The sequence below is a fragment of the Pediococcus claussenii ATCC BAA-344 genome (assembly GCF_000237995.1).
GTDB lineage: Bacteria > Bacillota > Bacilli > Lactobacillales > Lactobacillaceae > Pediococcus > Pediococcus claussenii.
The window spans coordinates 475,189-490,119 of sequence record NC_016605.1; the positions used below are offsets into that span (position 1 = coordinate 475,189).

The 14,931-nt window shown below is 36.4% G+C and carries 11 protein-coding genes; 10 read left to right on the forward strand and 1 reads right to left on the reverse strand.

The genetic code is table 11. The features are described 5' to 3' along the window. Positions 1-77: 77 nt before the first annotated feature. From PECL_RS02250 to mprF, 10 genes are all read left to right on the forward strand, one after another. Positions 78-1,202, forward strand: a complete 1,125-nt coding sequence (locus PECL_RS02250) for a YncE family protein (RefSeq protein ID WP_148265536.1) — start codon at positions 78-80, stop codon at positions 1,200-1,202. Positions 1,203-1,409: 207 nt separating this feature from the next. Next, positions 1,410-2,117 (forward strand): orotidine-5'-phosphate decarboxylase, encoded by a 708-nt coding sequence (gene pyrF / locus PECL_RS02255; protein ID WP_014214977.1) that lies wholly within the window; start codon positions 1,410-1,412, stop codon positions 2,115-2,117. After that, positions 2,118-2,747 (forward strand): orotate phosphoribosyltransferase, encoded by a 630-nt coding sequence (pyrE, locus tag PECL_RS02260; RefSeq protein WP_014214978.1) that lies wholly within the window; start codon positions 2,118-2,120, stop codon positions 2,745-2,747. Between the two features lie 12 nt (positions 2,748-2,759). Then, complete coding sequence (locus tag PECL_RS02265; protein ID WP_014214979.1) at positions 2,760-3,698, forward strand: aspartate carbamoyltransferase catalytic subunit; 939 nt, start codon at positions 2,760-2,762, stop codon at positions 3,696-3,698. Further along, entirely contained in the window at positions 3,698-4,981 is a 1,284-nt protein-coding gene (locus tag PECL_RS02270; protein ID WP_014214980.1) for a dihydroorotase, read from the forward strand. The genes PECL_RS02265 and PECL_RS02270 overlap by 1 nt, the downstream gene beginning before the upstream one ends. After that, positions 4,978-6,045, forward strand: a complete 1,068-nt coding sequence (locus tag PECL_RS02275; RefSeq protein ID WP_014214981.1) for a carbamoyl phosphate synthase small subunit — start codon at positions 4,978-4,980, stop codon at positions 6,043-6,045. Before PECL_RS02270 ends, PECL_RS02275 begins: the two co-directional genes overlap by 4 nt. 14 nt (positions 6,046-6,059) lie before the next feature. Beyond that, on the forward strand, positions 6,060-9,227 hold the full coding sequence (gene carB, locus PECL_RS02280) for a carbamoyl-phosphate synthase large subunit (RefSeq protein ID WP_014214982.1): 3,168 nt from the start codon (positions 6,060-6,062) through the stop codon (positions 9,225-9,227). 16 nt (positions 9,228-9,243) lie between these two features. After that, a complete protein-coding gene (locus PECL_RS02285; RefSeq protein WP_014214983.1) occupies positions 9,244-10,158 on the forward strand; it encodes a dihydroorotate dehydrogenase in 915 nt (304 codons plus the stop codon). A gap of 20 nt (positions 10,159-10,178) precedes the next feature. After that, positions 10,179-10,634: a flavodoxin gene (locus PECL_RS09700; RefSeq protein ID WP_014214984.1), complete on the forward strand. Its 456-nt coding sequence runs from the start codon at positions 10,179-10,181 to the stop codon at positions 10,632-10,634. A 103-nt stretch (positions 10,635-10,737) separates the two neighbouring features. Next, complete coding sequence (mprF, locus tag PECL_RS02295) at positions 10,738-13,287, forward strand: bifunctional lysylphosphatidylglycerol flippase/synthetase MprF (protein WP_014214985.1); 2,550 nt, start codon at positions 10,738-10,740, stop codon at positions 13,285-13,287. Between the two features lie 175 nt (positions 13,288-13,462). Here mprF and PECL_RS02300 read toward each other — a convergent pair whose 3' ends face one another. Further along, a complete protein-coding gene (locus tag PECL_RS02300; RefSeq protein ID WP_014214986.1) occupies positions 13,463-14,881 on the reverse strand; it encodes a DHA2 family efflux MFS transporter permease subunit in 1,419 nt (472 codons plus the stop codon). Positions 14,882-14,931 lie beyond the last annotated feature (50 nt).

Here is a 14,931-nt window from a genome sequence, read left to right on the forward strand (position 1 = left end):
GGGGAAACGGGTTGGTTTGAGTGAAAAAAATTATTACTTTTGTTTTTTTATTTTTTTTAGTAGCCGGTGGTATTTACTTGGGAAGCAAATATTTGGGTGATAAGAATGAATATAGTTCAATGGTTGCGAAGAAGAATAATGTTCCACGATGGACTTCGGATTCGAAAGCTCTAATTTCAGAAAAACAATTCAATACCATATTTCTTTCAGCCAATAAAAAAAGTGCTGGAAATAATGGAATTGGAATTAGTGAATTTCCAAATATAAGCTCAACAGTTATTCCTGGACTTAGAGGTGGTTGGTCAATTAATAAAAAAACTAAAAAGTCCGCCTTTGGCACGGATTGGGTTCCACAAGGAATTACACAAACACCAAATTACATATTTATTAGTGAATATGATGGGAACCATAAACTTAATTCACTGATACAGGTGGTTAATATTAAAACCGGCCAATATGTTAAAACATTAATTTTAAATTCGGCATCTCATGTTGGTGGTTTGGCTTACGATCCGGTAAGAAAGATACTTTGGTGGTCTGACGATCTTCATGGTTATGGTGGCTTAGCTTATACGTCAATTTCGACGGTGGATAATTATAATGCTCAAATGCTGAAAAGACCGATTAAGTCGAATTACAAAATATTACCATGGGTGTCTAAAACATCCGGAATTGTATATTATAAAAATCAATTAGTGGTTGTAATATACGGACAAAAGCGTAGTTCTAGGTCAGTGATAGCAATGCCCCTTAACAAAAAAACTGGTATGCTTAAGGATTTTGTAAGCGTGGTTAAACATAACGAACTTAATTTAAAATCAGAAAAGGAGCTTGTCAAAAGCTTAATAAAATCTGGTTTAGTTCAGTCAATGACAAAAGGATGGCCACGAATGCAAGGATTATCAATTAATGACAAAGGATTCTCCTTGTTCTCTCAGTCAAACGGATTAGCAAATTCAAAAATATGGTTTGAAGAGCCTAATGATAAAACTGGAACTGCATTTGCTTTTAATCCTCCCAAGGAAAAGGTTGTGCAAGTTACTACGCCACCATCAATTGAGCAAACGTCATTAAGTACAAAAAATCAGTCACTACTTGTTTTATTTGAGAGTGGTGCACGAGAATATAGAGAAGCCGGAAATTTCTTATATCGACAACCAATTATGGACAGAGTCGTACGGTTACAGCTTTCTAAGAACTAAATAGAAACGGAACTGCTATAAATGGTGGTTGACAATTTTAAGTGATACATGTATTGTAATTAACAACAAACAGAGGAGCTTTAAATCAATCCCGTGAGATTGGTAAGCTAGCAGAACATAACACCAAGCGTGGAGTGTACGGTTAGCCGCACCCAGCTTGGTGTTTTTTTGTGCCCTCTGCAAATACTCTGTATAGGATGTGAGGCTTTGGGAGATATAATTATCGCTTTAGACTTTAGCGAAAAACAGAAAATGCAAAATTTTCTAAATAATTTTCAAGTAGGAAAAAAGCCGGTTGTAAAGATTGGAATGGAACTGTTTTATCAGTATGGGCCCGCACTTATTAAAGAGGTTCAAAGGCAAGGATTTAAAATATTCTTAGACTTAAAGCTAAATGACATACCTAATACGGTAGAACGTGGAATGTTTCAAATTGCCAAACTTGGAGTTCAATATACAACAGTTCATGCCCTTGGTGGAACTGAAATGATGCAAGCAGCAATTAGGGGAGCACAGAAAGGTGCGACCTCAGCAAACGTCAATCGCCCTTTAGTTTTGGCGGTTACAGAATTAACTTCAATTTCCGAAAAAGTGATGCATGACGAGCAAAATATTGATATATCAATGCGTGAACAGGTCGAAAGTCTTATAAACTTATCCTATAAAGCGGGAACCGATGGGGTAATATGTTCTGCTCTTGATTTAAAAGAATTAGATGGTAATTTTAAGAACTTTAAATTCATAACTCCCGGAATTCGACCGCTTGGTTTCGAAAAATCCGACCAAAAGAGAGTCGTTACACCAACGGAAGCAAGACAATTTGGAAGTACTGACATTGTTGTTGGAAGACCAATTACACGTTCAAATAATCCACTTAAGACATATCAGCAAATTTTTAAAGAATGGAGCAAATAAATGAATAATCTAGAATTAAAAATTTTAAAACAATTACTTGAAATTAAGGCTATCACAATTAATCCCCAAAATCCTTTTACATATGCTAGTGGTATTCATTCACCTATTTATACAGATTTACGACAGACAATTAGTTACCCAGAATTAAGGCACGACATTGCTCAAGGATTATCAGAAGTAATTAAAGAATTTTTTCCTGAAGCAACAGTGATTGGTGGAGTTGCAACAGCCGGTATTCCTCATGCAGCTTGGGTTGCTGAATTAATGGAGTTGCCCATGATTTATGTGCGGTCCAAACCAAAAGATCATGGAGCGGGCAGACAAATTGAAGGGCGTGTTTCTCAAGATGATAGTGTAGTTTTGATTGATGATTTAATCTCAACCGGAGGCAGCGTACTAAAGGCAGCAGAGGCCGTTAATAGCTCTGGAGCAAAAGTGATTGGAGTTACATCAATTTTTAGCTACGGATTGGTAGACGCTAAACTTAACTTTAAAGAAGAAGGGGTTACTTTAAAATCGTTATTAGATTTTAAAAATTTAGTAGAGCTAATTAAAAGGCTAGATTTGTTAAGTTTAAAAGAAGTTGACTTGGTTGAAAAATGGCACAGTGATCCATGGAATTGGAAATAGTAGGAGGAAACTATGATCACAAAAATAAAGAATAGTCAGCAAGATTTAACAAGTATTGAGGGATTTAATGAAGAACAAATTTTACATAAAATCAATCTGGCGGAGGAATACAAAAAGGGTCGCCAAATAGAATTAAAAAGACCGGTTTATGCTGCGAATCTTTTCTTTGAGAATAGCACTCGTACAAAAGTTAGTTTCGAGATGGCCGAGACAAGATTAGGAATACAAATTATGGGGTTTGAAACAGAACGCAGCTCTATAAAAAAAGGTGAAACGTTAAATGATACGGTATTAACGTTGCAATCAATTGGTGTTGATTTTACAGTAATTCGACATTCACAAAATGAATACTATAAAGAAATTACTGAAGGAAATCGACAAATAAGTATCATTAACGCAGGTGATGGTAGTGGACAGCATCCGTCACAATCTTTGCTAGATATGATGACAATTTATGAAGAATTTGGCGAATTTTCGGGTTTGAAAATTTTGATTATGGGAGATTTAAGACATTCCAGGGTAGCGCATTCTAATGCTCAAATCTTGAAAAAGTTAGGAGCAACGTTGTATTTTAGCGGACCGTCCGAATGGTATGACAGCAAATTTGACCAATATGGAAAGTACGTTGCAATAGATGATGTTATATCAGTTGTTGATGTAGTTATGCTTTTACGAATTCAGACGGAGAGAATGGAAAGTGAAGAGACAGGATTTAATGTGAGTCAGTACCATAAAAAGTTTGGTCTCACAAAGAGCAGAGCAAAAAGAATGGGCGAAAACGCTATAATAATGCATCCTGCACCCGTTAACCGCGGTGTTGAGATTGCAAGTGAACTTGTTGAAAGTGATGCCTCAAGGATTTTTAAACAAATGAGTAACGGTGTTTTTATGAGAATGGCAATTATTGAAGATGTTTTGGCTGCAAAAGGTTTGATTGGGGTAGTGAAATAATGACAAGAATTCTTATTAAGAATGGTACGGTAGTCACTTTTAAATCAGTAAAACAGGCAAATGTTTTGATAAATGAAAATACAATTGAAAAAATTGCCCCCAATATTGAGGAAAACTTTGATCAAGTGATTGACGCAACAGGCAAATTGATTTTTCCAGGTTTAGTAGATGTTCATGTACACTTTAGGGATCCAGGATTTACACAAAAAGAGACAGTTCAAACAGGAAGCTTAGCAGCAGCTCATGGTGGATACACAACGGTTTGTACGATGCCAAATGTAAAACCAGTACCCAATACGCCTAAGTTATTGAAAAAAATGATTGATGCAAATATGGAAAAATCAGTTGTTAAAATTAGACAAATTGCTCCGATTTCGGTTGATCGAATTAAAGAAAATTTAAATGATTTAGAGGGTCTTAAAAAGGTAGGCGCAATCGGATTCAGTAACGATGGTAGTGGAGTTCAAAGTACAAAACTGATGTTAAAAGCCATGGAACAGGTTGTAAAACTAAAGGTTCCGATTGCAGCTCACTTAGAAGATGAAAGCTTGATGGGATCAGGTGTCATTAATGACGGGCAAGCAGCTAGACGATTAGGGTTAGCGGGAATAACTGAGCTAGCAGAAACAACTCAATTAGCACGAGATTTAGAGTTGGCAAGAGCAACGGGAGTTCATTATCATGTATGCCACATTTCGACTAAACGAAGCGTACAGTTGGTTCGACAAGCAAAAGCTGATGGAGTCCACGTAACGGCAGAAGTTACTCCCCACCACTTGTTGTTGGATGATTCGATGATCAAAACAGATGACCCTGCTTTTAAAATGAATCCACCATTAAGAAGCTATGAAGACCGACAAGCACTTTTAGTTGGTTTGATTGATGGAACAATTGATGCGATTGCAACGGACCACGCACCTCACACTGTGGAGGATAAAGAGGGGTCATTTGAGACCGCTTCCTTTGGAATAAGTGGTCTGGAAACTGCGTTGCCTTTAATTTATAGCAGTTTTGTAAAAACAGGAATTCTCAGTTTATCACAGCTAGTACAGATAATGAGTTACAATCCAGCGCAAATATTTAAATTAGATGGAGCGGGACAACTGCAAGAAGGCAATGCAGCAGACATAATCATTTTTGATCCTAACAAAAAGTGGAAGATTTCGAATGAATTTTTTGAATCAAAGGGACATAATTCACCATTTATTGGGCGAAAAGTATTTGGCAAAGTGCAGTGCACAATTGTTAACGGAAAGATTGTTTTTGGGGAGGAGTCGAAATGAAAAGGTATCTTTTACTAGAAGATGGTGTTGTTTTTGAAGGTCAAGCAATTGGGGCTAATCAAACTACGACGGGCGAACTTGTTTTCAATACTGGGATGTCAGGGTATCAGGAATCACTAACGGACCCCTCTTATAGCGGGCAGATCCTAATGTTTACATATCCCACGATTGGTAACTACGGCATTAATAGTAATGATCTTGAATCCGCTAAGATTAGAACGCGCGGAATCATTGTTAATGAACTTACTAGGGAAACTGCTAATCGAAAAATGCGTATGACATTGGAAGAATATTTGGCGCAGCAAAACATTCCCGGAATAAAGGGAATTGATACACGAGCCGTTACCAAACATATTAGAGAGGCAGGTGTTATGCGAGCTGCAATTTTAGATGAAATTAAATCAAATAGTTTGAGTACACTTCAAAGCTCGCCAGTGGGACATAATCAAGTTACTAATATTGCTACTAAGAATGCATATCCCAATCCGGCAGATGGTAAAAGAGTGGTTGTAATTGATTTTGGGTTAAAGTTTTCAATTTTACGAGAATTGGGTAAGAGAAACTGCGATGTTATTGTTATGCCCCCTGATTCTACGGCAGATGAAATAATAAAATGTAATCCAGATGGGGTTCTATTGAGCAATGGACCCGGAGATCCTAGCGATATTGATGACAATGTTTTGTCGATGATTCGTACTATTCAAATTAAGTACCCACTATTCGGAATTTGTTTGGGGCATCAACTGTTTGCAATGGCAAATGGTGCAACTGCTAAAAAAATGAAATTTGGGCATCGTGGATTTAATCACCCTGTTAAAAATTTAGAGAGTGGAAGAATTGACTTCACCTCCCAAAATCATGGTTATGCTGTAGATAAGCATTCATTAAAGGAAACTGAATTATTGGTAACGCATGAAGAAATAAATGATCACACAATTGAAGGTCTTAAACACAAAAAATTCAATGCATTTTCTGTCCAGTTTCACCCAGATGCGGCCCCTGGACCACATGATGCAAATGATTTATTTGATCAATTTATAGAAATGATTGAGCAACATAATTAAGGAGGACTAGGCAGATGACACAGCGAACAGATATTTCGAAGATATTGGTAATCGGATCCGGTCCAATAATTATAGGGCAGGCAGCGGAATTTGATTATTCAGGTACTCAAGCATGTTTGGCTTTGAAGGAATTAGGTTACGAAGTTGTTTTAGTTAATTCTAATCCGGCTACAATTATGACGGATAAAGAAATAGCTGATCAAGTATACATAGAGCCATTGACTCTGTCATTTGTTTCCAAAATCCTTCGAAAGGAACAACCTGATGCCTTGTTACCAACACTTGGTGGTCAACAAGGCCTAAATATGGCTATGGAATTATCTGAATCAGGAATTCTGGACGAATTAGATATTAAATTGCTTGGGACCAGCTTAGATGCTATTGACCAGGCTGAGGATCGTGAAAGATTTAAACAATTAATGTTAAGCATTGGAGAACCAGTACCTGAATCCGGAATTGCTAACAACGTTTCAGAAGCGGTTGATTTTGCAAGAAAAACAGGTTTTCCAGTTATAGTACGTCCCGCATTTACGATGGGTGGAACCGGTGGGGGAATTGCAAACAACGAAAGTGAATTAGAATTAATAGCAAGAAATGGGCTTTCTCTTTCTCCAGTAACACAAGTGTTAATTGAACAAAGCATTGCAGGAATGAAAGAAATTGAATTTGAAGTAATGCGCGATAGTGAAGATCATGCATTAGTTGTATGTAACATGGAAAATTTTGATCCGGTGGGAATTCATACTGGAGATTCAATCGTATTTGCGCCAGTTCAGACATTAACTGATGTGGAAATTCAAACTTTGCGAGATTCGTCTTTAAAAATAATTCGCGCATTAAAAATAGAGGGTGGTTGTAATGTCCAGTTGGCATTAGATCCTGCATCGGGCAGATATTATGTGATTGAGGTTAATCCCCGAGTTAGTCGGTCTAGTGCGTTAGCATCAAAAGCAACAGGATATCCAATTGCCAAAGTAGCAGCAAAAATTGCAGTAGGACAAACTTTAGATGAAATAATCAATCCGGTTACAAAAACAACATATGCACAATTTGAACCAGCGTTAGATTATGTGGTTTGTAAAATTCCAAGGTGGCCATTTGATAAATTTACCAATGCCGATAATAAGCTTGGAACACAAATGAAGGCAACCGGAGAAGTAATGGCAGTCGGGCAAAACCTTGAAGAGGCTCTTCAAAAGGCGGTTCGATCGTTAGAAATAAATACTAGTTACCTTGGCGATTTTTCTGTATCGATTGATGGGAAATTCGAAGATAACTTGATAAATGCAACAGATCAACGTCTTTTCTACCTTTATAGTGCAATTAAACAAGGCTATTCAATTGAAAGATTAAATGAGTTAACCCACATCCACGAATTATTTTTGGATAAATTATTACATATTTGGGAAATTGAACAAGAAATAAAAAGTGATTTAGATTTAGAATCTATATTAAAAACGGCCAAGAGGTACGGATTTTCCGACTACACTATAGCTACACTACGTGGAGTGAGTGAAAATAGAATTCGAAATCTTAGAAAAGAAAAAGGAATTATTCCGGTCTATAAAATGATTGATACTTGTGCAGGAGAGTTTAGCTCAAGTACTCCTTATTTTTATAGTACGTACGCCTTTGAAAATGAAAGTCAAAAATCAAAACGCAAATCGGTAATCGTTTTGGGATCTGGACCAATTAGAATTGGACAGGGAGTCGAATTCGATTATACTACCGTTCATAGTATCGAAGCATTACAATCTTTGGGGTATGAAGCAATAGTTATAAATAACAATCCCGAGACAGTTTCAACTGACTTCTCCGTGTCTGATAAGTTATATTTTGAGCCTTTAACAGTAGAAGATGTTTTAAATGTGGTTGATATTGAGAAGCCAGAGGGTGTTATTGTCCAATTTGGAGGTCAAACGGCGATTAATTTGGCCGAACCGTTATCAAATTTGGGTGTAAATATTTTGGGAACAAAAATAGAGGATGTTAATCGAGCGGAAGATCGAGACGAGTTTAACCAGTTAATTAAACGTCATGAAATTGCTCAGCCTAAAGGTGCCACTGCAACAGACGTTACCGGGGCATTAGAAATTGCTGAAAAAATTGGGTTTCCGGTTTTGATTCGACCTAGTTACGTGTTAGGTGGGCGTGCAATGGAAATTGTACATGACACACAACATTTACGAGACTATATGCGAAGAGCAGTTCGAGTATCACATGATCATCCGGTTTTGATTGATCAGTACTTAGTAGGAACAGAGTGTGAAGCTGATGTTATTAGCGATGGATCTCAGGTTCTGATCCCTGGGATACTGGAGCATATAGAGCGTTCAGGAGTTCATTCTGGAGATTCAATGGCCGTTTACCCTGCCCAATCGCTATCACAAAAAGTTGAAGCCAAAATCGTAGCAATTGCTACAAATTTAGCTAAGTCACTAAATTGTGTTGGTCTGATGAATGTTCAATTTATAATTAATAAAGATGAGGTATACGTTATCGAGGTAAACCCACGAGCTAGTCGTACGGTTCCGTTTTTAAGTAAGGTAACTAATATTCCCATGGCTCGAATCGCAACGGGAGTTATTATGGGACAAAGTATTGAGCAACAAGGATATCAATCCGGACTTGCACCTGAACAGGGAATGGTACATGTAAAGGCACCGGTTTTTTCCTTCACAAAATTGAATAAGGTTGACAGCTTACTTGGACCAGAAATGAAATCAACAGGTGAGGTTATGGGAAGTGATACCTCCTTGCCAAAGGCCTTATATAAAGCCTTTGAAGCAACTAAAACACATGTTGAAGATCACGGAACCGTTTTTGTTACGGTACGTGACGAAGACAAAAAAGAATCTGTTGGTTTGATTAAAAGATTTTCTGAATTAGGTTATCAAATTAAAGCGACTTATGGAACTGCAACAGTTTTAAACGATGCAGGGCTTAAAGTTCAGTCAGTTGAAAAATTACAAAGTGATGATCAAATCATCAATGAAATTAAAAAGAAACGAATTCAAATTGTCATTAACACAATATCTGATTCTGTGGCAAGCAAGGATGACGGAATAGTAATTCGTAATACGGCATTAACTTATGGTGTACCGCTATTTACAGCATTGGATACGGTAGATGCGATTTTGCAAGTATTAGAATCACAGTCATTTGTTGCACAGGCTTTGTAATTGGAGGATAAATTGAATGAAAAACCTAGAAGTTAATATTGCAGGAGTTAATTTAAAAAATCCCTTTATGCCTGCAAGTGGTACAGCAGCTTACGGACAATCATTAGCAAAACAGATTAATTTGGACGACTTAGGGGCCTTAGTCATCAAATCTACAACATTAAATAAAAAGACGGGGCATCCAGAGCCTACTACTGTCCAAACAAGTGCTGGATGGCTAAATGCTGTTGGTCTAAAGAATCCAGGCATCGAAGAGGTTGAAAAAGAGCAGTTACCATGGTTAGCTGAAAATTATCCAAATTTACCTGTTATTGGAAGTGTTGCAGGAGATACAACTGAAGAATATATCGAAGTTGCAAAAAGAATGGATAATATTGCTAATATTTCAATTTTAGAAATTAATATATCATGTCCTAACGTTGCAAATGGTGGTATTGAGTTTGGTGTTGAACCATCAGTTGTTGAAGAGCTTACGCGAAGAATAAAAGATGTAACAACGAAACCTGTTTTTATGAAATTAGGACCAGGAGTTACTAGTATTGTTGAAATTGCAGCAGCTGCAGAACGAGGGGGATGCGATGGATTGACTATGATTAATACTATTATGGGTATGGAAATAGATTTAAATACTCGTAAACCACATTTATCAAACGGAACCGGCGGATTGTCAGGACGAGCAATTCATCCAATCGCGGTTCGCATGATTTATCAAGTCAGACAGCAAACAAAATTACCAATTATTGGAGTGGGCGGTATTTTTACTGCTGAAGATGCTCTTGAGTTAATGTTAGCAGGTGCTAATGCTGTACAGGTAGGATCAGCTCGTTATGGGAATCCAAGGGTCATTGAGGAGTTAATTGAAACTTTTCCGTCTAAGATGAAAGAGTATCATTTAGGTGACATTAATGATATAAAACAATATTGGAATTAATATAAATAGGAGGAATAAACATGCAAATTTTATATTTTTCACTGACAGGTACAACAAAAAAAGCGGCGAACAAAATTAGTGATTTAACGGGTGCGACATTAACAGAAATTGAAGTCAAACGAGTTTATCCCAAAGATGATTTAAGTAAGATGAAAGATGTAGCATTGGAAGAACAAAAAGACAAAATTTCACCAGAGATAGTAAGTAATATTGATGTGAAAAAGGATGATCTTATTTTTATAGGATGTCCAGTTTGGAATCAACAATTACCAATGGTGATTTCGGAAATTTTTGATAAAGTTAACTTTGAAGGTAAAAAAATTATTGGTTTCTTTACAAGTGGATCAACTAAATATACAGAAATAGAGTCGGATTTTAAAAGAGTTGTTAAGTCTGGCCAGATCCTAGACGGGTTTATGGCAAATGATAACGAGGAAATTCTGAATCACTTAAAAAAGCTTGAGTTAATAAAATAGTATGCGGAAATACTTTAAAAATCAAAAAGAATGCAAAAATAATTGCGTTCTTTTTTTTATTTTCTTAGAATGTAGTATATAGCGTTTTTTCGGGGAGAGTAATATGAAAAAAATTTGGGGAAAAATTATTAGTTTTTTTGAAAAACATCTGACAATAATAAAGTTATTGTTCGTGTTTTCTGTATTAACATTTGTTTTACGTGAGATTACTAAAATTGCACATGACGTTAGTGGACAGCAAGTTGCAGATGCATTTGCAAGTCAGACGCCAATTAAATTAATTACGATGTTTGTGCTTGGTTTTGTGGCTGTGCTACCAATGCTTAACTACGATGCGGTTGTTGTTAAGTTATTAGGAGAGAAATATAGTCCATCATACATATTTAGAAGCGGGTGGATAGTAAATACATTTACTAATATTGCTGGCTTCGGAGGAGTGCTTGGAGCCTCTTTACGGGTTAATTTTTATGGTAAAAAGGATGCTAAGAAAATTGTAGCTGCTATTTCAAAAGTAGCGCTATTTCTAGTATCAGGATTGTCAATGCTATCAATTATTTCACTTGTGCTGATTTATTTTTTGGGAATTGGAACAGAATTTCAGAATTATTGGATCTGGCTGTTTGGTGGTGCTCTATATTTCGTTGCCGTGTGGCTCTTTACCCGTGTTAATAATTCATCATTTTTTGATGATTTAACGTGGAAAATTGAAGGTCGTTTGATTCTTGGTTCAACTTTTGAGTGGTTGGGATGCGTTGCACTTTTTATATTAATTGGTTTCTTAATGAATCTACCAATTCACAATTTTCTATCGATTGTTCCCTTATTCGTTGTAGCATCAATTGTTGGTGAGGTATCACTAGTACCTGGGGGACTTGGTACATTTGATGTTTTCATGATTTTAGGACTTTCTCAGTTGGGTGTGAATCAGGGAGATGCAGTAGTCTGGATTCTTTTTTACCGTCTTTTCTATTATATTTTTCCATTTATGTTAGGTGTCGGATTCTTTGCACATGACCTTGGACATAGAATCAATGTCGTTATGAATCGACTTCCATCACAAGCATTGCATCGATTTGCTCAAATATTTACGACAGGGTTTTTGTATTTCGCAGGTATAATGAGTTTATTACTATCAACAGTTCCCAATGCGGTATGGGAAAATCGGGTCTTTGTAAAGTTATACCCGTACACCTTTATCTTTGTCCATCAACAAACTAATATTATTGTGGCATTTATGTTAATCGGTTTTGCTTCAGGAATTGCCGTTCGAAATAAGCGTGCATATTGGCCGACCGTTATTCTACTCGGGGTGGCTATTGTTAATACACTGGTCCAATTTTTCTCAATAAAATTGGCCGTTTTTATGTTGGTTGTTCTTTTCTTCTTAGTAATGACACGAAAAGATTTGGATCGTGAGCGGATGACGTTATCATGGGGGATCATTAGTTTAAATAGCGCTATTTTCATTGCGACGTTCGTTTTATATGCTGTAATTGGATATATTAATCAACCGCATCATTTGCGTAAAATTCCTGACCCTCTCCTTTTCCCATCTGAACGACTCTGGTTTGCGGGTTTCATTGGTTTATTGGTTGCAGCGTTAGTCTTATATGTCATATTTAGATATTTATCTGGTGGTAATACTAAGTTCAGTAGTTTAGGGTTTGAACCTGATCGTATTCAAAGCTTGATAGAACGATTTGGTGGTAATAAAACTAGTCATTTGGTTTATTTGAGAGATAAGCAGACATATTTTTATCAAGTAGATGGTCAAGATGAGGTATTATTTGCTTATCGAAAAAACGCGAATCGTTTAGTTATTATGGGTGAGCCAATTGGTAATTTTGAAAAATTTGAAGATGCAATCAGTCAATTACGAGATGATGCTGATCGCGAAGGATATTCACTGGTTTTCTATGAGATTGGTGAAAAACTTACAATGTTGCTCCACGAAATTGGATTTGATTTCATTAAAACTGGAGAAGAAGGTCGTGTTGAATTAAGTAGCTTTACTACGGTTGGTACAAAGCGAAAAGGTGAGCGAGCAACTCTAAACAAAATGGATCGTGAAGGATTCCAATTTGAAATAATACAACCACCGTTTTCGGGGCAAGATTTTTCGGAGTTAAAGGCGGTTTCAGAAGAGTGGCTCAATGGACATGTTGAAAAAGGTTTTTCGTTAGGATTTTTTGATGAATATTACCTTAATCAAGCACCTATTGCAGTGATTCGCGATAAAGAAAACCACATTGTAGCGTTCGCAAATATAATGCCTGAGGACGGAAAACGATCTACTTCGATTGATTTAATGAGGTACTCTAAGGAAGCACCCTCTGGCGTTATGGATGCACTTTTTATTAGATTATTCGAAAATGGGCGTGAACAAGGATTCAAATATTTTGACATGGGCATGGCGCCACTATCAAATGTTGGAATTTCTAAATATAGTTTTTTATATGAACGAGCTGCACATTTTATCTATGAATATGGGTATCGTTTTTACGGATTTCAAGGTTTACGTTCATATAAAGAAAAATATGTAACAAAGTGGGATTCGATGTATATTGCTTACCAACGACAAAGTTCATTAGTGTTTACCATGTTGCAAATTTTACAAATCGTAGGAAAAAAGAATGCAATTGTTGCAAGCTGATTTAAGTGAATGGTAGGTTTAAATTTAAAAAGGACTTAAATGATGATTATGACGTCATTTAAGGCCTTTTTTAGGTAACATTATATGCTTGATTAACTTCAAAATGGATTCTTTTATTCTGAGTCTTGATCAAGACGATCATTATATATTTTTGTGGAAAAGAAGTTATTTATTTTTAAGAATTTTTAATTCGCTTATCTGTGAGCATGAATGAAGGTGCTATGATAATAACTGCTATAATTGCCGACCACATAAATCCATTTTGGTAGGCACTATTTAAATCTGTTACTGAGTTAATATGATGCGTTGTAATAAAACTTGCCACAACAGTAGCTAGAAACGCGGAGCCAAATCCTGAACCAACCTGTTGAAATAGACTGGAACTCAAGGAAGCGGACGCCGTATCTATTTTTGCAATACCAATAAAAGCATCTGCTTGTGTAGCTGTTTTGACTGCCGCACCACCAATTCCACGAGCAAACATGGTTAAAGCAATTAACCAGTAGTTAGTATTATCATCAAAAAATACAAATGGAATTGTTCCAAAGACTGTAATGAAAATTCCAGTTATGGAAACCCAACGAGGGCCAATGCTGTCGATTAGTCTACCAATTAAACCACGTGATATTAACATACCAATGCTTTGGGGAATTAATGAGACGGCCGCCATAATTGCACTTTCGCCTCGAATGTCTTGAAAAAAAAGTGGTAAAAGAATCATGGGACCAGTTGTGATGAATCCGGCAAGTAGGGTTCCAATCATTGAACCAGAAAAGTTAGTGGATTTAAAAAGATGGAGTGGTAATATAACTTTATCATGTCGAATGATAGCGTGTAGAATGTAGCAACCAATTAGTAGTGTGCCTAGACAAATATAGCCAATTGTTGTGAGATTAGTAAAGTTGCCGTGATCACTGGCTTTAACAACACCATAGACAATGGTACTAGATATTAGTGCTAATAAGAAGATACCAATCCAATCAAGCTTGTTACTGCGATCTTTAGGAGTAATACTTGGAATTTTTTGAATTAATAGAATAGATGATACGACGACAATTGGAATGTTGATAAAGAAGATATAGCGCCATGAAGTATATTGTACGAGTAAGCCACCGATAATTGGTCCAACCATTGGACCCAGAGTCATTGGAATACCAACGATTGACATGATACGACCAATTCTTGAAGATCCCACGGAATCAACTAGAAGGGTTATGAAAAGTGGCATGATAATACCAGATGATAGTCCTTGCAGAATTCGAAAAGTAATTAAACTTTCTATATTCCAAGATAGAGCAGAAAATAATGAGGTAACTCCAAAGGCAATTTCGGCCCAAAAATAAACTTTTTTACCTGAAAAGTGGTTTACTAACCATCCAGAAATAGGAACAGCAGTACCCATTGCTAAGACAAAGCCTGTTATTGTCCATTGAACAACAGAAAGTGGTGAGTTAAAGTAATTGCTTAATTGGTTAATTGCAATATTTACCATTGTAGAGTCAAGCATTGGAGCTGTACTTCCAAATACTAAGATCCAAGCAATAATAATAAGATTGCGGGGGATTTTATCTAATTTTTGTGATGATTTTTTCATTTTATAACTCCTTGTTTATATTTTATATACACATTGTATTTAAAGCGCAA